Genomic DNA, 24173 nt, shown 5'->3' with positions numbered 1-24173 from the left:
GCCCCTCAGTAGCGGAACTGTTCGGCCAGAATTCGCTCGTCCCAGGAATGTTCGGGGTCGAACAGGATCAGGCTGCCGAGATCTCGCACCTCGCGAATTTCGATATGGCGCACGGACTTGACCTCTCGATGGTCCGCCACCGCGTTGACCGGCCGCTTCTCCGCCTCCAGGACCTCGATATCGACCACCTGCCGGTTGGCGAGCAGCGCTCCGCGCCAGCGACGGGGGCGAAAGGCGCTGACCGGCGTCAGCGCCAGCAACGGTGCTTCGATCGGTATGATCGGCCCTTGCGCCGAGAGATTGTATGCCGTCGATCCCGTTGGCGTCGCCACCAGCACCCCGTCGCAGACCAGTTCCTCCAGCCGCGTTCGGCCATCGATCGAAATTTTCAGCCGCGCCGCCTGATAGGACTGGCGGAACAGGGCGACTTCGTTGATGGCCAGCGCCGTGTGGCGCATGCCGACATCGTCGATGGCGGTCATCTGGAGCGGTCGGATTTCGCTCTGAACCGCCTTGTCCAGCCGCTCCGACAGATCGTCCTCGCGGAAATCGTTCATAAGGAACCCAACGGTTCCCTTGTTCATCCCGTAGATCGGTTTGCCCGTGTCCATGAAGCGATGGAGGATGTGGAGCATGAAGCCATCGCCGCCGAGCGCGACCACGATGTCGGCGTCTTCGGGATCGACCGTTTCATAGAAAGATCGCAGCCGGGCGAGCGCCTCCTGCGCCTCCGGGCTCTCGCTCGCGACGAGGGCGATCGGTCGGATCGTTTGTCGCATGACCATCCACATTCGAGGGTTTGAGCGGCCGACCCGTCCGCATGTCGGAGCGAACCTAAATCCTCTCCTCGCAGACGCAAGCCATGACCTCGCCTTTCTTTGGGCAAAAGCCGGGACGCCGGAGGGATCGTCGCGCCGATATTACGCCGAGTTCCGCGGTGCTATCTCTCGCTTACCTGCTTCTTCGAGGTCGTTTCCATGGCACGATTCGCAATTTCCGGCCCAGACATCTTCGACGGCGTAAGAACGCGCCGAAACGCGGCGCTGATCGTCAAGGACGGGATGGTCGAGGGAATCGCCGAGAGCGTGGACCTCGACCCCGATCTGCCGGTGGAGCGGCTGGACGGCGGAACGCTGGCGCCGGGCTTCGTGGACATTCAGGTCAATGGCGGCGGCGGCGTCCTCCTCAACGACCGGCCCGATGTCGAGGGTGTGCGGGCCATCTGCGAGGCTCACTTGGGTTTCGGCACCACGTCGCTTCTGCCGACCGTGATCACTGATCGAGAGGAGGTGACCTTCGCCGCAATCGAGGGCGTGCGCACTGCCTTGGCGCGCCATGTGCCGGGTTGCGGCGGCATCCATGTCGAGGGGCCGTTCATCGCCCTGAAGCGCAAGGGTGCCCACGACCCGGCCTGCGTCCGCGTCATGACTGACGAGGACGTGGCGAAGCTCTGCGCGGTGGACGTGCGCCCTTTCCTCATCACCGTCGCGACCGAATCCGTGACTCCCGAGCAGATCGCCACGCTGTCTCGCGCCGGCATTCACGTTTCGATCGGTCATTGCGACGGCAGCTATGACGACGTCATGGCCGCCATCTCGGCCGGGGCAAGCTGCGTCACGCATCTCTTCAACGCCATGAGCCAGCTCGGCCACCGCACGCCGGGCGTTGCCGGGGCGGCGCTGGATTCGCCCGATGTCTGGGCCAGCATCATTGCGGACGGGCACCATGTTCACCCGGCCATGGTCGAACTCGCCCTGCGCGCCAAGAAGGGCGAGAACCGGATGATCGCCATTTCCGACGCGATGCCGACCGTCGGCAGCGAGGGGCAGGTCTTCGAGCTCGGCGGACGCCGGGCCACGCGCAACGGCGGGAAGCTGACACTGGACGACGGAACGCTGGCGGGCTGCGACATCTCCATGCTGGATGCCGTTACCTATCTCGTCCGCACCATCGGCCTTTCGCTGGAAGAAGCCTTGCGCATGGCGACGGCCAATCCCTCGCGCCTGCTGCGGCGCGAGGCGGATCGCGGCTTCCTGAAAGCGGGGTCGCCCGCCGATCTCGTCTGGCTGCGCGACGACCTTTCGCTCGGTCGCCTCTGGTTGCACGGCCGTGAAAGGCGAAACGAGAAGACCGCGCGGCTCGCCCCGGCCCATCGCTGACGCGAGGCCGATCTGGCAGCGCCCTTAGCGCAGCGCCAGGATTTCCTCCGCCGCGCGCAGCCCTGTTTCCCAGGCGCCGTGCGCGGTCGAGAAGGCCTGCGCATGCGTTGCCTCTCCAGCCCAGGTGACGCGATCGTCCACCTGTTGCGCCAAGACCTGACGCGCCTCGGCATGGCCGGGAAGGGCGTGGGAGTAGGAGCCGAGCGCGAACGGGTCCTGTCCCCAGGCCGTTTCGCATTCCGGTTCGATGGACCTTATGAGTTCGGCCCCGAATAGGCCGCGCAGCTCTTCGAGAGCGAAGGCCGTCATGGCGCCCGGTCCCTCCGCCTCCAAAGCGGCGGCATGGCGTCCGCCGAAAAAACCTTCGATCAGCGGCTGGCCGAACGGGCGAAGTTGGTAGCTGCCTGTCGCGGCCGTATCGATCCGGCCGAAGAGATGCCCCTCCACCGAAAAACGCTCGGGCTCCCGCAAGCGGAAGAAGACCTTGTTCGCCAACCCTAGTGGCAAGCCGTTGGCGGCCTCGACCTTCGCATCGAAGCGGGATGGCAGGATCAACCTTCCGCCAGCCAGCACGGTCGTTGGGACGCTCAGCACAACATGGCGCGCTTCGAGATCGCCACCCGCGCTTCGCAGAATCAATCCGTTCGGCCGATCTTCGATTGCCTCGACACGCACGCCGAGGCGACAGGTGACCGAACCCGCCATGGCGGAGAGGGCGGCGCCATAGCCCCGGCGTACGCGCCAGTTCACCCCGGTGTCGACGTAGCGGGCATAATCGAGAACCGAGACGCGATCGTATTCCGTCCCGTTGTAGTAGCTGCTGACCGCGTCGATCAGGGCGTTCCAGCGGCCGTTCGGTTCGAAATAACGGGAGGCCGCGTCGTCCCGGCCCTGGTCGGCCGCTTCCGCCAGCCGCTCCTCGAACGCGTCGAAAGCCTCCGCGAATTCGCGCTGCTGCTCCGGCGAAAAGCCGCGATTGCCGTCCTGCTCATCCCATTTCGGCTTCGTGCGGTCGATCTCGATCCCAAGGGACTCGAAGAGGGGCACAAGCGGATTGACGTCGCCGGAATGGAGCCACTCGCAGCCGAGGTCGATCGGATCGCCCTCGCGGGTCGTGACCGTATGGGCGCGGCCGCCCAGCCGATCCCGAGCATCGATCAAAACGACGGAACGGCTGGTGGAGGCCAGGCGCCACGCGGCGCCAAGGCCCGCCGCGCCCGCACCGACGATGGCAACATCGCAGGATATCATCGGATCAATCGGAAGCTGGGTTGAGGAAGGCCGGGCGTAGTTCGACGCAAGTATCGCTTGCCAATGCCGTCAAGAGATGGCTTCCGGTTCGGCGCGGCGAGAGGCGAGTGGGACGCCGAAAGCCGCCCGAACCGGATGCTTGGAATGTGTATAGGTCGGGAAGATTGCAACACGATGAAGGTTCGTCATCAAATTGTCGGCCTCTCGATAGATCGGCGATTTAGTTCCCCAACGTGAGCCGTCAATTCCAGCGCCGCAACAAAAGATCGGCGGTGACGGTTTCAGCGTATTGTCCAGCGGCTGCGATAAACTTCGATCGGCACCTCCTGCATTTCCTCAGGGTGAAGCACACACGAGGGCTTTTCGGATAGACGTCAACGATCTCGACCAACTCGGGCAGGACGCGATCGACCCGGTTACGGAAGGCCTCGTCACCGATCGGCACGACCTGAAGCGAAGGTCCCCTTACGTCTCGCTCATGCGTGCTCCTGCCCAACCGCGAGACGAAGAGAAGCTAGAGCCACGTTGTCGGATGGCCGATGTCGAGTATCGTCGGCAGACGCAAAACCCGCGCGAATGACCTAGAATGGGCTTCAGGCACCGGTTGATTCGTCCGGCGCATCGTCCACCTGCCTGTCCGAACGATCCGCAGATAAGGTCCGGCTACCATGTCCTTCGAGACCGCCCAGCGTCGCGTCGAACGATTTTATTCCCTGCACGAGCACGGGTTCGTGCGAGTGGCTGTTGCCACGCCCCGCGTCTTCGTCGCCGATCCCGACGCCAATGCCGTGGAAATCCTTCGCGAGGCGGAGCGCGCGGCCGAGCGCGGCGTCGATCTGGTCGTCTATCCCGAACTCTGCCTCTCAGCGTATGCGATCGACGATCTCCATCTTCAGGACGCGCTGCTGGACGATGTGGAACGGGCGGTCGGTCGCATCGCGGCCGCGGCCGCGTCCGCCGCGCTCCCATCGGTTCTGCTGATCGGCGCGCCAATACGGCGCAACGGCCGGCTTTACAATTGCGGCATCGCGATCTCGCGCGGAGCGATCCTCGGCGTGGTGCCCAAGATTTTCCTGCCGAACTATCGCGAATATTATGAGAAACGCTGGTTCGCCTCCGGCAGCGGCATCACCTCTTCCGCCATCGATCTCGCAGGGCAGACGGTGCCTTTCGGCACCGATCTCCTGTTCGCCGCCACCGATCTGCCGGACTTCATCTTTCATATCGAGGTCTGCGAGGACTTCTGGTCGCCGACTCCCCCGTCGATCGACGGCGCATTAGCCGGGGCATTGCTTCTGTGCAACCTCTCGGCCTCGAACATCACCGTCGGCAAGTCGGCCGATCGCCATATTCTCACCTCGGCCCATGCGATGCGATGCATGGCGGCCTATGTCTATTCTGCCGCCGGGCAGGGCGAGAGCACGAACGACGTGTCGTGGGACGGGCAGGCGATGATCTACGAGGTTGGCGACCTGCTGGCCGAGTCCGAACGCTTCTCACGCGAGCCGCAACTGACCGTCGCCGATGTCGACCTGCAGCGGTTGCGCCTGGAGCGCATGCGCATGCCGACTTTCAACGATTCCGCCGCGCGTGCCGGCCACCCGGAACTGCGCTTCCGCCGCATCGAGTTCGCCCACCAACCCTCTTTCGCCGATCACGGGCTGGAGCGGCACATCAGGCGTTTTCCCTATGTGCCCGACATGCCGGCCCGGCTGAACCAGGATTGCTACGAAGCCTTCAACATCCAAGTCCATGCGCTCATCAAGCGCTTCGAATCGACGCCGGGCGACCGGATGGTCATCGGCGTCTCCGGTGGGTTGGATTCTACGCATGCGCTGATCGTCGCCGCCAAGGCCTGCGACACGCTCGGTCTGCCTCGATCCACGATTCTCGGCTTCACCATGCCGGGCTTCGCGACCGGCGACGAGACGAAGGGCAACGCCTGGGCGCTGATGCGCGCGCTCGGCATCGAGGCCGACGAGATCGACATTCGCCCCGCCGCCCGTCAGATGCTGGGCGACATGGGCCACGCCTTCTCGTCGGGCGAACCGGTTTACGACATCACCTTCGAAAACGTGCAGGCGGGGCTGCGGACCGACTATCTGTTCCGGCTGGCAAACCAGCGAAACGGCTTCGTCATCGGCACCGGCGACTTGTCGGAACTGGCGCTCGGCTGGTGCACCTACGGCGTTGGCGACCAGATGAGCCATTACGGCGTCAACTCCGGCATCCCCAAGACGCTGATCCAGTATCTGATCCGCTGGACCGTGACGACCGGTCAGTTCGACGCGGAAACGAACCGGGTCCTGACGGCAATCCTCGAAACCGAGATTTCGCCCGAACTGGTTCCTGCGGATGACAGCGGTGCCCTGCAGAGCACCGAGTCCAAGATTGGGCCCTACGAGCTCAACGACTTCTTCCTGTTCCACACCATGCGCTACGGCCAACCGCCGGCCAAGGTGGCGTTTCTTGCCTATCACGCGTGGCGCGATCTCCAGCAGGGACGTTGGCCCGCTCACTTTCCGGAGGCGAAGAAGAATCAGTACGATCTCGCCACGATCCGGCTTTGGCTGGAGCGTTTTCTCTTTCGATTCTTTCAGACGAGCCAGTTCAAGCGCACCGCCATGCCCAACGGCCCCAAGGTTTCGGCCGGCGGCAGCCTGTCGCCGCGGGGGGATTGGCGCGCGCCGTCCGACGGGCGCGCCCATGCCTGGCTCCGCGATCTCGAGCGTATTCCGAAGACGTAAGGCGAAGCTTCGAGGTCGAGCCGCCTTGGTGATGCTTGCTGGATGATCAGGCTGCCTGAACGCGGTCTCGTCCCGCGAGCTTGGCTTCGTAGAGGGCCGCATCGGCCTGTTCGAGGGCGCGGGCCAGGCTGGTCCGCGTGTCGGACAAGGCCACACCGACGCTGGCGGTGACGGGGATCGATTGGCCGTTCCACGAAATGGGCCGGCTGCCGATCGCAAAGCGCAGGCGTTCGGCAAGAATTAGTGCGGCGTTCCGGTCTTTCGTGGCGTGGACGAGAACGAACTCCTCGCCTCCGAACCGTGCGAGATGGCCGTTCTCCGGCAGAATGGCCTTGGCTCGCCTTGCAAATTCCCGCAGCACCTCGTCGCCGGCCGCATGGCCGAAGCGATCGTTCACCGACTTGAAGTGATCGAGATCGGCGAAGATCACGCAGGCCGGCCCAGAGTGGCGGCTTACCGCTTCCGCCAAGCCCTCCCGATTGAGAAGCTGCGTCAGCGGATCGGTGCGCGCCTGTCGCGCTACGGCGGAGTAGGCCTTCTCCGCTTCCAGCGCGAGAATCGATGTCGTCAGCAGGACCGACACGACATGGTCGACCACGAAAATGGCGACAATCGACAGCGCGACATGCGAGGGCTGCAACGGCAGCAGGGGCAGGCAGATCGCCACGGAGATGGCCCCCAACGCGAGCCCGGCCAGAAGCCGGATAGGAGAGCGGGAAGGGTTGCGCGCCAGCACGTAATGGGCCGCCGCGCCTTCGTGCAGCGCGTAGGCGAGGGTGCTGGCCGCGTTTATCGTCGAGGGGGTGAATCCACTTGCGGCGCATACGATATGCACAACGGTCGGCAGCACGAACAGCGCCACCATGGGCCTGGTCACGGCGCGCTGGTTGTCAAACAGCCGAAAGCCACTCCAGAATAGCGAGCCTCCGAGCGACCATCCCAGCGGCGACCACACGCTGCCGTAATAGCCGAAATCCACGAACCAGACGGACATGACCGCGCAGGTGAAGAAGCTGGCGCCAAACAAGAGATGGTGGATTTTTTCGCGATGAAGCAGCCAACAGGCGGCGAAGACAGAGCCGCAGGTCGCGAACACGACGAAACCCGTGAACTGCAATGTGGGGATCGAGAGATCCATCGCCGTCGGCCCAATGCGCATGGACGGAGACTTACCGAACCGAAATCTAAGCTTCCCTACGAGCGCGCGCAAATTGCGCGGGATCGTTATCCCGGAGTAAATCGCGTTGAGCGAAGAGCGATCCCGGCTGCGAATTTTACCGCCGGACTGGTGGGCATTCAAAAAACTGGGAGAATGGTGAGCGCGGTGGGACTCGAACCCACGACCACATGATTAAAAGTCACGTGCTCTACCAACTGAGCTACGCGCTCGAACCTACATGAACTCATGTACGGATTGCGCGGACCATAGAAAGGTCGCCGGTGCCGGTCAACAGCTTTTGCGATGTCATCCACACGGTTTGAACCCGATCGGGCTTCGTCGTAAGACCCGTCTGGTAGGCCCCTGAAAGGGCGGTGTAGGTGAGGGCGGCTGTCTTGATTTCGGACCTTTCGTATCCGACGGCGATTCTGGCCGGAGCGCTGTCTTTCCTGTCGCCCTGCGTCCTGCCGCTGGTGCCGCCCTATCTCTGCTACATGGCCGGGGTCTCCGCCGAGGACCTGCGACGAGGCGGGTCGATGGCCGTGCCCGGCTATGGGCGGCTTGTTCTGACCGCCCTCGTCTTCGTGCTCGGCTTCTCCACAGTCTTCGTTCTCCTTGGCGCGGGAGCGAGCACGCTCGGCCAGCTTCTTCGCCGCAACATGGACTGGCTCGGCTTGCTCGCTGGCATCGCGATCATTCTGATGGGTTTGAAGTTCCTGGGTGTTCTGCGGCTGGACTTCCTGTCGCGCGAAGCGCGCTTCCAGCCGGAGGCACCGCGCCGCTCGCTCGGCGGCGCTTATCTCATGGGCCTTGCCTTCGCCTTCGGTTGGACGCCCTGCATCGGCCCGGTGCTGGGGCTGATTCTCGGCCTTGCCGGCGCACGCCAGTCCGTGAGCGAAGGCATGGTGATGCTGAGCCTTTATTCGGCCGGCCTCGGCATTCCCTTCCTCCTCGCCGCCGCCTTTTCCGCCAGCTTCCTGCGTGCCATGGGTCGCATTCGTTCGCATTTCAGCGCGATCGAGAAGGCGATGGGCGTCATGTTGGTGGCGACCGGCGTTCTTTTCCTGACGGGCGGCATGCAGGCCATGTCCTTCTGGCTCCTGGAAACATTCCCGGCCCTTCAAAAAATCGGCTGATCTCCCAATCGCCACGCCCCCAAACGACGCTTCTTTGTTTCGAGGACTCCTCCCATGAGCCGCACCTGCCTTTCCATCGTCCTTGCCGCAGGCGAGGGAACGCGCATGAAATCGACGCGCGCCAAGGTGCTGCACGAGGTCGCCCATCGCCCGCTCGTGCTGCACGCTGTGGATGCCGCGATGCGCGCCGGATCGAGCGAGACCGTCGTGGTCGTCGGCCGCGATGCCGAGAGCGTCGTGCGCCTGGTCTCGGGGTTCGAACCGCCCTTGCGCCATTTCGCGCAGGAAGAGCGTCTCGGAACGGCACATGCAGTGCTGGCGGCTCGCGGCGCTTTGGCCGACCGCTTCGACGATCTGCTCGTGCTGTTTGGCGACACGCCGCTCGTGCGGCCCGAAACGCTGCTCGCGGCGCGGGCCGAGATCGCCGCAGGGGCGGCGGTATGCGTCGTCGGGTTCCACAGCGCCAAGCCGACGGGCTATGGCCGTCTGATCCGCGAAGGCGATGAACTCGTCGCCATTCGCGAGGAAAAGGACGCCTCGCCCGAAGAGAGGCTGATCGATCTCTGCAATGGCGGGGTCATGGCGATCGACGGTGGCCGCGCGCTCGACCTTCTGGAACGCGTCGGCAACAGCAATGCCAAGGGCGAATACTACCTCACCGACATCGTGTCCGTGGCGCGAAGCAAGGGCTTGTCCGTACGGCTCGTCACGGCCGAGGAGGAGGACGTGCTCGGCGTCAACACCCGGCTGGAACTGGCCCGGGTCGAAGCGATCTGGCAGGCGCGCCGTCGCGATGAGGCGATGCTGTCAGGCGTGACCTTGATTGCGCCAGAGACGGTGTTCTTCGCGGCCGACACGGTGGTCGAGCCCGACGTCGTGATCGAGCCGAACGTCGTTTTCGGTCCGGGCGTTCACATTCGGAGCGGCGCGGTTCTTCACGCCTTCAGCCATCTCGAGGGTGCGTCCGTCGGCCCGAAGGCGAGCGTCGGTCCCTTCGCGCGGCTGCGACCGGGCACGGACCTGCGGGACGGCGCGAAGGTCGGCAACTTCGTGGAGATCAAGAGCACTACGGTCGGCCAAGGCGCGAAGGTCAGCCATCTCACCTATCTCGGCGATGCCAGCGTGGGCGCGGAAGCCAATATCGGCGCGGGCACGATCACCTGCAATTACGACGGGTTCAACAAGTATCGCACGGTGATCGGCGCTGGCGCCTTCATCGGGTCGAACTCCGCTCTCGTCGCGCCGCTGTTGATCGGCGACGGAGCCTATGTCGCCTCGGGCAGCGTCGTGACGGAGGATGTGCCGGCCGATGCGCTGGCCCTTGGCCGGGCGCGGCAGGTGGTAAAAGAGGGGCGCGGGCGCGAGATCAACGCGCGCAACGCCGCGCGCAAGGCCGGCCAAAGCTGACGCGCGGCCGCGATCTCTAAAAACCAGCAATGAAAATTGAGCGACGGTTTTGCGCCGTCGCGCTATCAGCAGACGGCGCGAAGCACCGGACCGGCCGGGGCTTTCCCGAAAGGATCGGTTCGCTCATGTGTGGCATCATCGGCATCATCAGCCAAGCCCCCGTCGCCTCGCGGCTCGTGGACTCGCTGAAGCGCCTGGAATACCGGGGCTATGATTCCGCAGGCATCGCGACGCTGGAAGACGGCGCGCTGGCACGACGCCGCGCGGCCGGAAAGCTCCGCAATCTGGAAGCCGTGCTCACTGAGCAGCCGCTTCAGGGCACGATCGGCATCGGCCACACGCGCTGGGCCACCCATGGCGTGCCGAACGAGGCGAATGCCCATCCGCATTCGACCCAGCGGCTGTCCGTCGTCCACAACGGCATCATCGAGAATTTCCGCGAGTTGAAGACCGAACTCGCCGCCGACGGATACGCGTTCGAGAGCGAGACGGATTCGGAGGTCGTCGCGGTCTATGTAACGCGGCAGATCGACCGGGGCATGGGCCCGCAGGAGGCCGTCGCCTCCACCCTGAAGGTTCTCGAAGGCGCCTTCTCGCTCGCCTTCCTGTTCGACGGCGACACCAAGCTTCTGATCGGCGCGCGGCGCGGCAGCCCGCTGGCGATCGGCGAGGGCGAGGGCGAGATGTTCCTCGGCTCGGACGCCATCGCGCTGTCGCCCTTCACCGATTCCGTCCGCTATCTCGAGGATGGCGACTGGGCCGTTCTGTCGCATCGGGGCGCCGAAATTTTCGACGAGCACGACCAGCCGGTGGACCGGCCGGTTCGGCGTTCCGTCGGCAAGGCCTTCTATGTCGACAAGGGCAATCATCGTCATTTCATGCAGAAGGAAATGTACGAGCAGCCAGAGGTGCTCTCCCATACGCTGGGGGCCTTCGTGGACATGACGAGCGGGCGCACGCGCCTGCCGCAGGGCCAGGCGTTCGACTTCTCCAAGGTTCGTCGCATCGCCATGTCGGCCTGCGGCACGGGCTATTACGCCGCTTTGGTCGGCCGCTATTTCTTCGAGCGCTTTGCCGGTATCGCCTGCGATCTCGATGTCGCCTCCGAGTTTCGCTATCGCGAAAGCCCGCTCGGCGACGTGGACCTTGCGCTCTTCGTCTCTCAGTCCGGCGAAACGGCCGATACGCTTGCCTCGCTGCGCTACGCCAAGGAGTCCGGGCTTAAGACGGCGGTGGTCGTCAACGTGCAGGAATCCACCATGGCTCGCGAGGCGGATCTGGTCTTCCCGACGCTGGCCGGGCCGGAGATCGGCGTCGCCTCCACCAAGGCCTTCACTTGCCAGCTGATGGCCCTGGCCGCGCTGGCGGTGCATGCCGGCGTCGAGCGCGGCGTGATCTCGGGCGATGGCGAGCTGGAGCTGACGCGGGCGCTCGCCGAGGCGCCGCGTCTCGTCAATGCCGCGCTGCATCTGGAGGATCAGGTCGAGAGCCTGTCGCGCGAGATGGCAACGCATCGCCATGCGCTGTTCCTTGGGCGCGGCTTTTCCTTTCCGCTGGCCCTGGAAGGCGCGCTGAAGCTGAAGGAAATCAGCTACATCCACGCCGAGGGCTACGCCGCCGGCGAACTGAAACATGGACCGATCGCGTTGATCGACGAGACCATGCCGGTCGTGGTCGTCGCCCCGCATGACCGTGTGTTCGAAAAGACCGTCTCCAACATGCAGGAGGTCGCCGCGCGCGGCGGGCGGATCATCCTCCTGACCGACGAGGCGGGCGCTGCATCCGGCGCGGTGCAGACGGTGAACACGCTGGTCCTGCCCAACATGCCGGAAATCCTAACGCCGATCGTCTTCGCGATCCCGCTGCAGCTCCTGGCCTATCACACGGCCGTGCAGATGGGCACGGATGTCGACCAGCCGCGCAATCTGGCCAAATCCGTCACCGTCGAATAGCGCGCCGAACAGCGCTCAGCCGGCGCGCAGAAGCTTAATCGCGTCGTCCTTGCCGAAGAGGTAGAGGAGGGCGCGAACGGCCTCGCCTCGCTTCGAGCCAAGTTCGGGATCGGTCGCGATCAGCAGCCGCGCGTCGTCGCGCGCGGTTTCCATCAGATCGGCATGGGCTTCGAGATCGGCGATGCGGAAGCTTTGCATCCCGGATTGCCGCGTGCCCAGCAGATCGCCTTCGCCGCGCAGCTTCAGGTCTTCCTCCGCGATACGGAACCCGTCCTCCGTCTCGCGCATCACCGCGAGCCGCGCCTTGGCGGCTTCGCCCAGCGGCGCGCGGTAGAGAAGGACGCAAGAGGACGGCTTGTCGCCTCGCCCGACCCGGCCGCGCAGCTGGTGCAATTGCGACAGGCCGAAGCGCTCTGCATGTTCGATCACGATGATCGAGGCATCGGGCACGTCGACGCCGACCTCGATCACCGTCGTCGCCACCACGATGCGCGTGCGACCAGACTTGAAATCGGCCATGGCGGCGTCCTTCTCGGCGCCGGTCATCCGGCCGTGCACGAGCCCGACCTGATTGCCGAAGAACTGCCGAAGCACCTCGGCGCGCTCCTCGGCCGCCGTCAGATCGCTCGTCTCGGTTTCCTCCACCAACGGGCAGACCCAATAAAGCTTCTCGCCTTCCTCGATGGCGCGCCCAGCGCGGGCGACGACCTCTTCCAGCCGGTCGAACGACACGGCGACGGTGGTGATCGGCTTGCGGCCCGCCGGCTTGCCGTGGAGACGCGACACATCCATGTCGCCGAAGGCTGCGAGCACCAGCGTGCGCGGAATGGGCGTCGCCGTCATTACCAGAAGATCGGGCGCGCTGCCCTTGCGGGTGAGGCGAAGCCGCTGCTCCACTCCGAATCGATGCTGCTCGTCCACCACAACGAGGCCGAGATCGTGATAGGCGACATCGTCCTGGAACAGGGCATGCGTGCCCACAATGATGTCGATCTCGCCGGACGCGATCGCTGCGAGCTTACCCTCGCGCGCCCTGCCGGTGTCGCGTCCGGTGAGAAGGGCGATCGTTAGGCCTGCGGCGTCGCAAAAGCGCGACAGGCCGGCGAAGTGCTGGCGGGCGAGGATTTCGGTGGGCGCGAGCAGCGCGGACTGGGCGCCCGATTCCTTGGCGGCAGCCATGGCAAGCAGGGCGACCACGGTCTTCCCCGCGCCGACATCGCCCTGCAGCAGCCGAACCATGCGCTCCGGCCGCGCCATGTCGGCGAAGATTTCCGATAGTGACTCGTTCTGCCCCAGCGTCAGCTTGAAGGGGAGCGAGCTTTCGGCGCGGACGCGGATGGCGCCGTCGGTGCCGAGGCTACGACCGGCTTCCTGCTTCATGCGCCGGCGCGAGAGGGCGAGCGCCAATTGGCTTGCCAGAAACTCATCATAGGCAAGGCGACGAAAGGCGGGGTTGGCGAAGTCGAGATCCTTGGGGTCTTGGAGCTTGTGCAGGCTTTCCAACGCCGCACGAAAGGGCGGAAAGCCTTCGCGCTTGAGGATGCTCGGCTCGATCCATTCGGCGAGTTCCGGCAGCTTTTCCAGAGCGTTGGCGACGCCGCGCCGCAGCACCTTGGGCGAAAGGCCCGCCGTCATGGGGTAGACCGGCTCGACCAGCGGCAGGCTTTCGGCATCCTCAGCGCTGCCAACGAAATCGGGATGCACCATCGAGGCACGGCCGTTGAAGCGATCCACCTTGCCGGAAACGAGCAGCGTTTCGCCCAGCGGAAACAGCTTTTCCAGCCATTGCGACTGGGCGCGGAAATAAACCAGCGCGATCTCGCCCGAAGCATCGTGCGCGATGACGCGCGTCGGCTGGTTGCGGGCCTCGCGAGATGGGAACTGATAGTGGTCGATGCGCACTTCCAGCGTGACGATCACGCCGTCAGGCGCCGAGGCGATCTGCTCGCGGCGACGCCGGTCGATTGCGCCACTCGGCAGATGGAACAGGAGATCGCGCACCTTGGCGACGCCGCCGGCGCCCGGCGGCGCGACGAGCCCGCCGATCAGGACGGAGACCTTCGGCCCGACGCCGGTCAGCGTCGAGACGGAGGCGAAGAGCGGGTCGAGAATCGAGGGGCGCATGGCAGCGGTGTTTATCGTCTGTTCTCGTTTTCGGATAGGCTGACAGGCCGGGACGCGGCAACTATATAGGGACCGTGACCGAACCGGACCTTGCCCCGAGAGGGGAAGCGATCCGGCGAAACCTGTTTGAGACCTGAAACAATCGGACGATCGCGATGACCGGAACCACACGCTCCTCCAGCGATCTCGACCCGCGTCGGCGCAAGGCCCTGTTCCGGTCCTGGCATCGGGGAACGCGCGAGATGGATCTGGTTCTCGGCCGCTTCGCCGACGCCGAGATCGGCCATCTCAACGACGAGGATCTAGGCGTCTACGAGCTTCTGATGGAGGCGCCCGACCGCGACCTCTTCTCCTGGCTGACGGGCACCGAGGAAACGCCGGCAAACTACGACACTCCGGTCTTCCAGCGCATCCGTACCTTCTACGCCCTGAACCAGGTGGTGGCTTCGTGAGCAGTCCCGCCGTCGTCAAGAAGGCGCTGGAGAAGGGCGTCGGCCTGCGCATCGGCAATGTGCTGGACGGCTACGAGCCGTTTCTCCTAGCCGAGATCGCGCGGGCTCGCGGCAAGAACAAGCCGGTCGTCTTCGTCATGCGCGATGGCAACCGCATGGGCGAGATCGAGGACGCGCTGCGCTTCATCGCGAAGGACCTGCCGGTTCTCTCGCTTCCGGCCTGGGACTGCCTTCCCTATGACCGCGTCGGCCCATCATCGGAAGCGGCGGCGCGCCGCCTTTCGGCTCTTTCGGCCATCGCCTCGCTTCAGCGCGACCCTCATCGCGCTCTGATTCTGACCAGCGCCAATGCGCTTCTGCAGAAGATGCCACCGCGCAAGGTGCTGGAGGAGGAGACGATCTCCGCCCGCGCGAGCGGGCGCATCGCCATGGAGCAGATCGTCCAGGTGCTCGGACGCGGCGGCTTCGAGCGGGTGACGACGGTGCGCGAGCGCGGCGAGTTCGCGGTGCGCGGCGGCATTCTGGACCTTTTCGCGCCGAGCGACGAGGAGCCGGTTCGGCTCGACTTCTTCGGCGACACGCTGGAATCCATCCGCTCCTTCGACCCCGCGACGCAGCGCACCACCGGACAGCGCAAGAGCTTCGAGCTCGCGCCCGTCTCGGAAGTGTCGCTGAAGGACGAGACGATCTCGCGCTTCCGCTCCAACTACGTGAAGCGCTTCGGCGCTCCGGCGCGCAACGACGCGCTCTACACCTCGATTAGCGAGGGCAAGCGCTTCTCCGGCATGGAGCATTGGCTGCCGCTCTTCTACGAGAGCGTCGAGACGCTGTTCGACTATATCGATGGCTTTCCGCTGGTGCTGGACCATCTCGTGTCCGAGGCGGTGGGCGAGCGGCGCAAGCTCGTGCAGGACTATTACGAGGCGCGCCGACGCGGCGTCGCAGAGAACAGCGCCGAGTCCGTTCCCTACAACCCGCTCGGGCCTCAGGAACTTTATCTCACCGAGGACGAGCTGAGCGGCGGCCTCGCCAGCGCTGACCCGGTGCGCCTGTCTTCCTATGCCGTAACCGATGCCGGCTTCCAGATCGACACGGTCAATCTCGACGTGCAGCGCGGGCGCGACTTCGCGGCCGAGCGGCAGGCGGGCGACGTCAACGTCTTCACCGCCGCCGTGGATCACATCTCGCGCCTGCGGGCGGACGGCAAGCAGGTCATCCTGGCAGCTTGGTCGGAAGGCTCGCGCGAGCGCCTGACGCAGGTGGTCGAGGAGCATGGGCTCGGCAACATTAAGCCGGTCGACACGCTGAAGCAGGCACTCGAAGCCGGGCGCCACATGGTCGCCACCGCTATTCTCGGCGTCGAGGCCGGCTTCGAGACCGACCGTTTCGTCGTCGTCGGCGAGCAGGACATTCTGGGCGATCGTCTCGTCCGGCGGGGCCGCCGCAAGAAGCGCGGCTCTGACTATATCTCCGAGGTCACGGGCCTCAACGAAGGCGACATCGTCGTCCATGTCGATCACGGCATCGGCCGCTTCGTCGGCCTGCGCACGATCGAGGCGATGGGCGCGCCGCACGACTGCCTGGAGCTGCGCTACGCCAACGACGACCGGCTCTTTCTGCCGGTCGAAAACATCGAGCTCCTGTCGCGATACGGCGGCGAGGGGATGGACGCGACGCTGGACAAGCTCGGCGGCGGTGCCTGGCAGGCGCGCAAGGCCAAGCTCAAGAAGCGGCTTCTCGACATGGCGGGCGGACTCATCCGCATCGCCGCCGAGCGCGAGATGCGCGGTGCGCCGCGACTGTTGCCGCCCGAAGGCCTTTGGGCCGAGTTCCAGGCGCGCTTCCCCTACGAGGAAACAGAGGACCAGCTCAACGCGATCGAGGCGGTGGCCGACGATCTCGCGCAGGGGCGCCCGATGGACCGACTGGTCTGCGGCGATGTCGGCTTCGGCAAGACCGAAGTCGCCCTTCGGGGTGCGTTCCTCGCGGCGATGAACGGGCTGCAGGTCGCGGTGGTCGTGCCGACGACGCTTCTGGCGCGCCAGCACTTCAAGACCTTCTCCGAGCGCTTCCGTGGCCTGCCGCTAAACGTCGCGCAGGCTTCGCGGCTGGTGACCACGAAGGAACTGAACGAGGTCAAGAAGGGCGTCACGGCCGGCACGGTCGACATCGTCGTCGGCACCCATGCGCTTCTGGGCAAGGGCATTACATTCAAGAATCTCGGCCTTCTCATCATCGACGAGGAGCAGCATTTCGGCGTCAAGCACAAGGAGCGGCTGAAGGAGCTGAAGTCGGACATCCACGTCCTGACGCTTTCGGCGACCCCGATCCCCCGCACGCTTCAATTGGCGCTGACAGGCGTGCGCGAGCTTTCGCTCATCACCACGCCGCCGGTGGACCGCATGGCGGTGCGCACCTTCGTGACGCCCTTCGATCCGCTCGTGGTGCGCGAGACGCTGCTGCGCGAGCGCTATCGCGGCGGCCAGAGCTTCTATGTCGCGCCGCGCCTCGCCGATCTTGCTGGCATCAAGGAGTTCCTGGACGAGCAGGTGCCGGAATTGAAGGTCGCCGTCGCGCATGGCCAGATGCCGGCGGGCGAACTCGACGACATCATGAACGCCTTCTACGAGGGTCGCTACGACGTGCTCCTGTCCACGACGATCGTGGAGTCGGGCCTCGACATTCCCTCGGCCAACACGATGATCGTGCATCGGGCGGACATGTTCGGCCTCGCGCAGCTCTACCAGCTGCGCGGCCGCGTCGGGCGCTCCAAGCAGCGTGCCTATGCGCTCCTGACCATTCCCGCCAACAAGACGCCGACGGCCGGCGCGGATCGCCGCCTCAAGGTGCTGCAATCGCTCGACAAGCTCGGGGCCGGCTTCCAGCTCGCCAGCCACGATCTCGACCAGCGCGGCGCTGGCAATCTGCTCGGCGACGAGCAGAGTGGACATATCAAGGAGGTCGGCTTCGAGCTCTACCAGCAAATGCTGGAAGAGGCCGTAGCCGAGATGAAGGGCGTCGAGGTCGAGACCGACGGCACCTGGTCGCCACAGATCTCGCTCGGCACGGCCGTGATGATCCCGGAAAGCTATGTGCCGGACCTGCAGCTTCGCATGACGCTCTACCGGCGCCTTGCCGAGCTGGAGGACGCGCGAGAGATCGACGCCTTCGGCGCGGAACTGATCGATCGGTTCGGCAAGCTGCCGGTGGAAGTCGAGCATCTCCTGAAGGTCGTGTTCATCAAGGCGCTCTGCCGCAAGGCCAATATCGAGAAGCTCGATGCGGGGCCGAAGGGCCTCGTCATCCAGTTCCGCGACAAGACCTTCGCCAATCCCGCCGCTCTGGTGCGATATATCGGCGAGCAGGGGCCGGCGGCGAAGATCCGGCCGGACCAGTCCATCGTGCTCGCTCGCGTCTGGGAAAAGCCGGAACAGCGCCTCAACGGCGCCGCCGGCATCGCGACGCAGCTTGCCCGCTTCGTGGACGAGGGGCAGAAGAAGGCGGCTTGAGCCGCCTTCTCCACCTCACTCGCTTTTGGGGTCGCGCCAAAAGGCCGGCAGATAGAAGCCGGTCAGCGGCGTCACCTCGGGGTGCTGGATGAAACGCCAGCGCGCCAGCCATTGCTCGCCGATGAAATAGAGCGGCACGACATAGTGGCCGCTGATGAGAAGGCGGTCATAGGCTCGCACGGCCGAGACGAAATCCTCGCGAGAGCGCGCCGTCACCATGGCCTGGATCATGGCATCGACGGCCGGGCTGGCGACGCCAGCATAGTTGAACGAGCCCGGCCGGTCGCGCGCTGCCGATCCCCAGCGGTTCACCTGCTCGGCGCCCGGCGACAGCGTGCCGGAAAAGGCCGAGACGATGACGTCGTAGTCGAAGCTCTGCTTGCGCTTCTGATACTGCGCGTCGTCCACCTGCCGCACATCGGCCTGAACGCCGATCCGCGCCAGCGTGCGGGAGTAGGCGAGGGCGATCTTCTGCTGGTCGCTGTACTGCACCAGGATCTCGAAGCGCAGAGGCGCGCCTTCGGGGCCGACCATCTGGCCGTTCTCGAACCGGTAGCCGTCGGCCTGAAGCAGATCGACCGCCTCTCGCAACAGCCCGCGATCGCTTCCCGAGCCATCGCTGACAGGCTGCCGGTCCTCTCCCTTCAGCGCCTTCGGTGCCACGTCGGCCTGAAAGGGGGCGAGTAGCTTCAGCTCGGTTTCGTCCGCCGGGTGGCCGATGCTCGACAGGTCGGAATTATCGAAGAAGCTGTTGAGGCGCTTGTAGGACCCGTAGAAGAGATTGGCGTTCACCCATTCGAAATCGAACAGCAGCGACAACGCCTCCCGGACCTTCGGGTCCAAGAAGGGCGCGCGGCGCGTGTTGAAGAAGAAGGCGTTCAGATTGGCCGGGCGCCCTGTCTCAAACACTTCCTTGATGACCCGCCCATCCCGCACGGCCGGGAAGTCGTAAGCCGTCTGCCAGTGGCGTGGATTGGGCTGCTGATAGATGTAGACGTAGGACAGACCCTTCTTGAAGGCCTCGAACTGGGCATTCTGGTCGCGATAATATTCGACGGTGATTTCGTCGTAATTGTCCAGTCCGCGCTTGGTCGGCAGGTCCTTGGCCCAATAGTCGGGATTGCGTCGATAGGTGATCCGCTGCCCGGATTCGACGCGATAGACGAGATAGGGGCCGGAGCCGACAGGCGGCTTCAGCGTCGTCTGGGCGATCGTGTCGGCATCGAAATCGCCGGCGGGCAGGACGGGGAGACCGGCCAGGAGCAGCGGCAACTCGCGATCGGCCTTTTCGTTGAAGGTGAAGCGGACGCCATGATCGCCGCGCTTCTCGACCGAGGCCACCTTGGCGAGCCAGGCGGAGTATTGCGGGCGAACCGAGCCTTGCGTACGCAGAAGTTCGACCGTCGCCAGCACATCCTCGGGCCGGATCGGACGGCCGTCGGAAAAGCGCGCGGCGGGGTCGAGTTGGAATTCGACGAAGGTTCGGTCCGGGTCCGTCTCGACGCTCTTGGCGATCAGCCCGTAATAGGTAAAGGGCTCGTCGGCCGAGCGCTGCATCAGGGGCTCGAAGACGAGGTTTCCGAATTCCGGGTCGGCGAAGATGCCGCGAGCTGTGGTCAGCGCGCCGCGCACGCTGACGGGGTTGAGATTGTCGAAATCGCCGAACACGCCATAGACCATGCGCCCGCCCTTGGGTGCCTTGGGGTCGGCATAGGGGAAATGGTCGAACCCTGCGGGCAGCTTCGGCTCGCCCTGCATGGCGATCCCATGCATCGCCTCCGCCAGCGCCGACGCGTTTCCCGAGGCCAGAGTCGCCAGCGATACCAGGGCCGGAAGAGCGAGGCGGCGCAAGATTCGAGCAAGGCTTCGGGTCGGCATTCGGCTGGAAACTCCGTGGCATTTCGCGGCGGAAACTATCGGTTTTGCAGCGCCTTGCCTACACCTCGCAGCCCCGCCGCCAGCTTCGGGCAGGTCTTCAAACGGCCTCATTTGCAGAAGACCGCAGAGGCGTCTATTGCAGTCCGCGACCCGGATCGAGGCTCACGCCAAAGAAGGAAGAACAGACGGTGAGAACCCATACCAAGAACATTCAGCAGGCGTTGGCGTTGGCTGGTCTGGCCGCAGTCGCCGGACTGGCTCTGCCGGTCGCAAGCGCATCCGCGCAGCAAGTCCCGGCGGAGTGGTTCAAGGTCTGCTCGCCGCAGGGCGAAAACAACATCTGCAACACCCAGTACACGATGATCGCCGACACGCGGCAGCTCATCACCGCCGTGAACCTCATCAATGTGACCGGCAAGGTGAATCAGAAGGTCCTGCAGGCCGTCGTCCCGACCGGCCGCGTGGTCCCGGCCGGCGTGCAGATGCAGATCGACGAGAACAAGCCGCAGACCCTGAACTACTCCGTCTGCTTCCCCGACCGCTGCATCGCCGAGGCCGAGCTTTCCGACGCGCTCGTCGCGTCGATGAAGAAGGGCAAGGTCCTGAAGGTCACGTCCGTGAACTTCCAGCGCCAGCCGAACCCGATCTCCGTCTCGCTCTCCGGCTTTACGCAGGCCTATGACGGCCCGGCCCGCGCCCAGCCCGAACTCGCCCAGCGCCAGCAGGAGCTCGACAAGGCCCTGCAGGGTCAGGCCGAGGCTCGCCGCCAGCGTTTCGAGGACGCGCAGAACAAGGCCAAGGCCACGCAGTAAAGCGGCCCCAGCCTTTTCAAATGCCAACGGCGGCCTGAAGGGCCGCCGTTTTGCTGTCTAGATTGGAATGGATGCGGTGAGACCGCTCAGTTCCGGTGCTGGCCTTTCAGACGATAAACGCCGTCGAAGGGCCCGTCGAACATTTCGCCCACCTGCGGGTGGCGCACGGCCTGACCGGATTCGTCGGGCACGAGGTTTTGCTCGGAGACATAGGCGACATACTCGCTCTCCGCATTCTCGGCGAAGAGGTGATAGAACGGCTGGTCCTTGCGCGGTCGGACCTCTGCCGGAATGGACTGATACCATTCCTCGGTGTTGTCGAACTCGGGATCGACATCGTAGATCACGCCCCGGAACGGAAAAATCCGGTGCCGAACGATCTGTCCAATAAAGAAGCGGGCGGTCTGCGTTGAACTGACGGTCATCGATCGCGGTCTAACTCCGGCCCTCGCGCTTCGCAAGCGGCGAGCCATTTCACGCAAAATCAAAGCTTAAATCGAGGCACGCCGGGGGCCGCGTGGTCCGAAAGGCAGGCGCACGCGCAGCGAGGAGCCAGGCTCGACGCCCTCGCGCATCAGGCTGCGACGCAGAACCGGGAGGTGCGACAGTAGCCCGACGCCCAGTGTGCGAAGGACCTGCACGGGAAGGAGGCCCGACAGGAGCGAGCGGTTCAGGACATCGACGGCCGCGGTTCGCGTCGCGACATCCGTCCCGCGCGCCTTCTCGTAGGCCGCGATCATGGCAACACCGCCGAGATCGTCGCGGTGCCGCCCGGCCACCTCGACCAACTCTGCCACGTCCCGCAGACCAAGATTGAGCCCCTGCGCTCCGATGGGCGGAAAGACGTGGGCAGCCTCGCCGACCAGAACGCTGCGCTCGGCCCCGAACCGTGTCGCCGTCGCGCCGGATAGGGGAAAGCTCTGAACGTCCTCTTCCACCTCAACCGCGCCGAGAATGGAATGCATCCTTTCCTCGACCATGCGCGAGAGCGCCTCCGGCCGCGCCGCCAGGATCAGTTCGGCGGTTTCTGGCCGTTCGACCCAGACGAGGGACGAACGCCGACCGGGCAGGGGAACCTGCGTAAAGGGGCCGGTGCGCGTGTGGAACTCGGTCGAGACACCATCATGGTCACGCTGGTGGCGAAAGTTGATAACGATCGCGCTCTGCGGGTAGGACCAGCTGCGCATGGCGATGCCCGCCGCTTCCCGCACGCGGGACTTTCGTCCATCGGCCCCGACCGCGAGGCTCGCGCGGATAACCTCTCCCGACGCGAGCGTCAGCACTGCATGGTCTTCCCCTGTCTCGATCGAGGCGAGCGGCGAAGGCAGAATCGTCAGCCGATCGGCCAGTCGATCCGCCGACTCGCGCAGGATCGACATGAGATCGGCGTTCAGGATGTTGATGCCGAATGCGTCGCGGTCGATCTCGCTGGCATGGAACTCGACATTCGGCGCGCGGAAAAGCCGCATCGTGTCGTCCACGATCCGCATGACGCGAAGCGGCTCGCCGGCCTTTTCGATCTCGTCCAGAAGACCGCAACCGGCCAGGAAATCGAGCGAAGACCCGATCAGCGCGGTGGAACGCTTGTCGGCCGGGGCCGGGGGGGCGATCAGAACCGTGTCGAAACCAGCCTTCGCCAGACCGATGGCGGCACTGGTTCCGGCCAGTCCGCCGCCGATCACGGCGACCTCACGTCGGATTGTGGGCATCGATTCCTCGTCTTTCCGATGGTCTCGCACGCAAAGCACTGTATCTCTTTTCAGTGTTTAAACGAGATACGGCCTCGCGGACGGATGACAATCCTATGTCGCCTGCGTTAGGCAGCGGAAATGAAATTCGAGGCTTGGCGAACGACGTGACATCGAGTTTTCGGCAATGGCGCGCGTTTTCCGTTCATCTCCTGACGGCGAGCGGTGCATTCTGGGCGTTTCTCTCCATCATCGCGGCGGCGGAGCAGAACTGGGTCCACATGTTCGCCTGGCTGGGTCTCGCCCTGTTCGTGGACGGGATCGACGGGCCGATCGCGCGGCGCGTCGATATCAAGCGGGTGCTGCCGAACTGGTCGGGCGACATGCTCGACGCGATCATCGACTATTCCACGTATGTGCTGATTCCGGCCTTCGGCCTTTATCAGTCCGGCATTATCGGACGGCCCTGGTCCTTCGTGGCGGCCGCGCTGATCGTGGTGACGAGCGCGGTCTACTACGCCGACATGCGCATGAAGACGAAGGACAACCACTTCCGTGGCTTTCCCGTCACCTGGAACATGGTGGTCTTCACCTTCTTCGTGGTGCAGCCGGACGATTGGACGGCCTTCGCCTTTGTCCTTTTCTGTTCGATCGCGACCTTCCTCCCGATCAAGTTTCTCCATCCCGTTCGGGTCGTGCGCTTCCGCACCTTCAATCTCGCAGTCTTCGCAGTCTGGTCGGTGCTCGGTCTCGTCGCGATCGGCTATGCGTTCGAATCCCCGTTCTGGGTGCGCAGTGGCGTCCTCGTGACCGGCCTCTACCTGTTCTCCGTCGGCGGCGTCCTTCAGATCGTCGACAAGCTGACGAGGAGGCGGGAGACGCCTTTCAAAGGAAAGGACGTGCCATGACCCATGCGATCGTCGTCGACCGGATCGGTGGTCCAGACGTTCTCCAGTGGCGCCCCGTGGAGCGGCGCGCGCTCGAGCCCGGTGAAATTCGCGTTCGGCAGGAAGCGATCGGCCTGAACTTCATCGACGTTTACTTCCGAAACGGCACCTACAAGGCGCCGCAGGTGCCCTTCGTGCCCGGCAAGGAAGGCGCGGGCGTCGTGATCGAACTGGGGCCTGAGGTCGCCGACCTTCGGTTGGGCGACAGGGTGACCTATTGCGGCGTCGACGGCGCCTATGCCGAAGAAATTATCCTGCCCAGCGCCCAGGCACTGACGCTGCCGGACGAGATCGACTGCCGGACGGCGGCGGCCATGATGCTGAAGGGAATGACGGCGGAGTATCTGCTTCGCCGCACCTTCGAGGTCGGCCCAGGCCATACCGTGCTGATCCATGCGGCAGCCGGCGGCGTCGGCCTCATCGCCGGCCAGTGGGCCAAGCATCTCGGCGCCCGTGTCATCGGCACGGCTGGATCGCCGGAGAAATGCGCCCTGGCGCTGGACCATGGCTACGATCATGTCATCGACTACCGCAGGGAAGATTTCGTGGCCGTCGTGAGCGAGCTTACGGGCGGAGCCAAATGCGATGTGGTCTACGACTCGGTCGGGAAGGACACTTTCCCGAGCAGTCTCGACTGCCTGAAGCGTCGCGGACTGTTCGTGAGCTTCGGCCAGTCTTCGGGCAAGATCGAAGGCTTCGACGTCGGAATTCTGAATCAGAAGGGTTCGCTCTACCTAACGAGGCCGAACCTCAACGGATATACCGCGACACGGGCCGAGTTGCAGGCGAGCGCGCAAGCGCTGTTCGAAGTCGTGCGCAGCGGCGCGGTGAAGATCCGCATCAATCAGACCTTCCCACTGGCCGAGGCCGCCAAGGCGCACGAGACGCTCGAAGCGCGCGGAACGACCGGAGCATCCATTCTGACCGTTTAGACGGCGGACCAGAGAGAAGC

At 64.8% G+C, this 24173-nt stretch carries 17 protein-coding genes and 1 tRNA gene; 10 read left to right on the top strand and 8 right to left on the bottom strand.

Annotated features, from left to right (window positions below; all coding sequences use genetic code 11):
- Positions 1–5: 5 nt before the first annotated feature.
- The gene (locus AUL32_RS15825) at positions 6–779 is read right to left on the bottom strand and encodes an NAD kinase (RefSeq protein ID WP_062116925.1); all 774 of its coding nucleotides are present in this window, start codon (positions 777–779) and stop codon (positions 6–8) included.
- A 198-nt stretch (positions 780–977) separates the two neighbouring features.
- Here AUL32_RS15825 and nagA point away from each other — a divergent pair, with 198 nt between their 5' ends.
- Positions 978–2159 carry an N-acetylglucosamine-6-phosphate deacetylase gene (gene nagA, locus AUL32_RS15820; protein WP_062116709.1) on the top strand — a complete coding sequence of 394 codons (1182 nt, stop codon included), beginning with the start codon at positions 978–980 and terminating at the stop codon, positions 2157–2159.
- 24 nt (positions 2160–2183) lie between these two features.
- On the opposite strand, the gene AUL32_RS15815 is transcribed toward nagA, so the two are convergent.
- Positions 2184–3410 (bottom strand): flavin monoamine oxidase family protein, encoded by a 1227-nt coding sequence (locus AUL32_RS15815; RefSeq protein ID WP_062116707.1) that lies wholly within the window; start codon positions 3408–3410, stop codon positions 2184–2186.
- A 668-nt stretch (positions 3411–4078) separates the two neighbouring features.
- Here AUL32_RS15815 and AUL32_RS15810 point away from each other — a divergent pair.
- Positions 4079–6157 (top strand): NAD(+) synthase, encoded by a 2079-nt coding sequence (locus tag AUL32_RS15810; protein WP_062116704.1) that lies wholly within the window; start codon positions 4079–4081, stop codon positions 6155–6157.
- Positions 6158–6203: 46 nt separating this feature from the next.
- Here the strand turns inward: AUL32_RS15810 and AUL32_RS15805 are convergent, their stop codons facing one another.
- Both AUL32_RS15805 and AUL32_RS15800 read right to left on the bottom strand, forming a co-directional pair.
- Positions 6204–7295: a GGDEF domain-containing protein gene (locus AUL32_RS15805; protein WP_062116922.1), complete on the bottom strand. Its 1092-nt coding sequence runs from the start codon at positions 7293–7295 to the stop codon at positions 6204–6206.
- 175 nt (positions 7296–7470) lie between these two features.
- A tRNA-Lys gene (locus tag AUL32_RS15800) sits at positions 7471–7546 on the bottom strand.
- Between the two features lie 168 nt (positions 7547–7714).
- Here AUL32_RS15800 and AUL32_RS15795 point away from each other — a divergent pair.
- The 3 genes from AUL32_RS15795 (at position 7715) to glmS (ending at position 11811) form a co-directional block, all read left to right on the top strand.
- On the top strand, positions 7715–8452 hold the full coding sequence (locus AUL32_RS15795; RefSeq protein ID WP_062116919.1) for a cytochrome c biogenesis CcdA family protein: 738 nt from the start codon (positions 7715–7717) through the stop codon (positions 8450–8452).
- Positions 8453–8506: 54 nt separating this feature from the next.
- The gene (gene glmU / locus AUL32_RS15790) at positions 8507–9859 is read left to right on the top strand and encodes a bifunctional UDP-N-acetylglucosamine diphosphorylase/glucosamine-1-phosphate N-acetyltransferase GlmU (protein ID WP_062116700.1); all 1353 of its coding nucleotides are present in this window, start codon (positions 8507–8509) and stop codon (positions 9857–9859) included.
- Between the two features lie 125 nt (positions 9860–9984).
- Positions 9985–11811 carry a glutamine--fructose-6-phosphate transaminase (isomerizing) gene (gene glmS / locus AUL32_RS15785; protein WP_062116698.1) on the top strand — a complete coding sequence of 609 codons (1827 nt, stop codon included), beginning with the start codon at positions 9985–9987 and terminating at the stop codon, positions 11809–11811.
- A 15-nt stretch (positions 11812–11826) separates the two neighbouring features.
- Here the strand turns inward: glmS and recG are convergent, their stop codons facing one another.
- Complete coding sequence (recG, locus tag AUL32_RS15780) at positions 11827–13935, bottom strand: ATP-dependent DNA helicase RecG (protein ID WP_062116696.1); 2109 nt, start codon at positions 13933–13935, stop codon at positions 11827–11829.
- Positions 13936–14090: 155 nt separating this feature from the next.
- Between recG and AUL32_RS15775 the strand changes: the two genes are divergently transcribed.
- The gene (locus AUL32_RS15775) at positions 14091–14387 is read left to right on the top strand and encodes an FAD assembly factor SdhE (RefSeq protein ID WP_061976055.1); all 297 of its coding nucleotides are present in this window, start codon (positions 14091–14093) and stop codon (positions 14385–14387) included.
- Positions 14384–17896 (top strand): transcription-repair coupling factor, encoded by a 3513-nt coding sequence (gene mfd, locus AUL32_RS15770; RefSeq protein ID WP_062116693.1) that lies wholly within the window; start codon positions 14384–14386, stop codon positions 17894–17896. Before AUL32_RS15775 ends, mfd begins: the two co-directional genes overlap by 4 nt.
- A gap of 15 nt (positions 17897–17911) precedes the next feature.
- On the opposite strand, the gene AUL32_RS15765 is transcribed toward mfd, so the two are convergent.
- On the bottom strand, positions 17912–19774 hold the full coding sequence (locus AUL32_RS15765; RefSeq protein WP_062116689.1) for an extracellular solute-binding protein: 1863 nt from the start codon (positions 19772–19774) through the stop codon (positions 17912–17914).
- A 188-nt stretch (positions 19775–19962) separates the two neighbouring features.
- Here AUL32_RS15765 and AUL32_RS15760 point away from each other — a divergent pair, with 188 nt between their 5' ends.
- Positions 19963–20586 carry an invasion associated locus B family protein gene (locus AUL32_RS15760; RefSeq protein ID WP_061976057.1) on the top strand — a complete coding sequence of 208 codons (624 nt, stop codon included), beginning with the start codon at positions 19963–19965 and terminating at the stop codon, positions 20584–20586.
- An 86-nt stretch (positions 20587–20672) separates the two neighbouring features.
- Here the strand turns inward: AUL32_RS15760 and hspQ are convergent, their stop codons facing one another.
- Positions 20673–21011: a heat shock protein HspQ gene (gene hspQ / locus AUL32_RS15755; RefSeq protein ID WP_061976058.1), complete on the bottom strand. Its 339-nt coding sequence runs from the start codon at positions 21009–21011 to the stop codon at positions 20673–20675.
- 66 nt (positions 21012–21077) lie between these two features.
- Complete coding sequence (locus AUL32_RS15750) at positions 21078–22295, bottom strand: UbiH/UbiF family hydroxylase (protein WP_156421485.1); 1218 nt, start codon at positions 22293–22295, stop codon at positions 21078–21080.
- Between the two features lie 146 nt (positions 22296–22441).
- On the opposite strand from AUL32_RS15750, the gene pcsA reads away from it, so the two are divergent.
- On the top strand, positions 22442–23182 hold the full coding sequence (gene pcsA, locus AUL32_RS15745) for a phosphatidylcholine synthase (protein ID WP_244497900.1): 741 nt from the start codon (positions 22442–22444) through the stop codon (positions 23180–23182).
- Positions 23179–24153, top strand: a complete 975-nt coding sequence (locus tag AUL32_RS15740; protein ID WP_062116684.1) for a quinone oxidoreductase family protein — start codon at positions 23179–23181, stop codon at positions 24151–24153. Before pcsA ends, AUL32_RS15740 begins: the two co-directional genes overlap by 4 nt.
- Positions 24154–24173: the final 20 nt, after the last annotated feature.

Source organism: Aureimonas sp. AU40 (assembly GCF_001463785.1).
GTDB lineage: Bacteria > Pseudomonadota > Alphaproteobacteria > Rhizobiales > Rhizobiaceae > Aureimonas.
This window is presented reverse-complemented; position numbering and strand designations above follow the sequence as displayed.

Excerpts from the sequence above, each read along its gene's own strand:
- AUL32_RS15825 (WP_062116925.1), bottom strand. The coding sequence starts at position 779 with ATGCGACAAACGATCCGACCGATCGCCCTCGTCGCGAGCGAGAGCCCG.
- nagA (WP_062116709.1), top strand. The coding sequence starts at position 978 with ATGGCACGATTCGCAATTTCCGGCCCAGACATCTTCGACGGCGTAAGA.
- AUL32_RS15815 (WP_062116707.1), bottom strand. The coding sequence starts at position 3,410 with ATGATATCCTGCGATGTTGCCATCGTCGGTGCGGGCGCGGCGGGCCTT.
- AUL32_RS15810 (WP_062116704.1), top strand. The coding sequence starts at position 4,079 with ATGTCCTTCGAGACCGCCCAGCGTCGCGTCGAACGATTTTATTCCCTG.
- AUL32_RS15805 (WP_062116922.1), bottom strand. The coding sequence starts at position 7,295 with ATGGATCTCTCGATCCCCACATTGCAGTTCACGGGTTTCGTCGTGTTC.
- glmU (WP_062116700.1), top strand. The coding sequence starts at position 8,507 with ATGAGCCGCACCTGCCTTTCCATCGTCCTTGCCGCAGGCGAGGGAACG.
- glmS (WP_062116698.1), top strand. The coding sequence starts at position 9,985 with ATGTGTGGCATCATCGGCATCATCAGCCAAGCCCCCGTCGCCTCGCGG.
- recG (WP_062116696.1), bottom strand. The coding sequence starts at position 13,935 with ATGCGCCCCTCGATTCTCGACCCGCTCTTCGCCTCCGTCTCGACGCTG.
- AUL32_RS15775 (WP_061976055.1), top strand. The coding sequence starts at position 14,091 with ATGACCGGAACCACACGCTCCTCCAGCGATCTCGACCCGCGTCGGCGC.
- AUL32_RS15765 (WP_062116689.1), bottom strand. The coding sequence starts at position 19,774 with ATGCCGACCCGAAGCCTTGCTCGAATCTTGCGCCGCCTCGCTCTTCCG.
- hspQ (WP_061976058.1), bottom strand. The coding sequence starts at position 21,011 with ATGACCGTCAGTTCAACGCAGACCGCCCGCTTCTTTATTGGACAGATC.
- AUL32_RS15750 (WP_156421485.1), bottom strand. The coding sequence starts at position 22,295 with ATGCCCACAATCCGACGTGAGGTCGCCGTGATCGGCGGCGGACTGGCC.
- AUL32_RS15740 (WP_062116684.1), top strand. The coding sequence starts at position 23,179 with ATGACCCATGCGATCGTCGTCGACCGGATCGGTGGTCCAGACGTTCTC.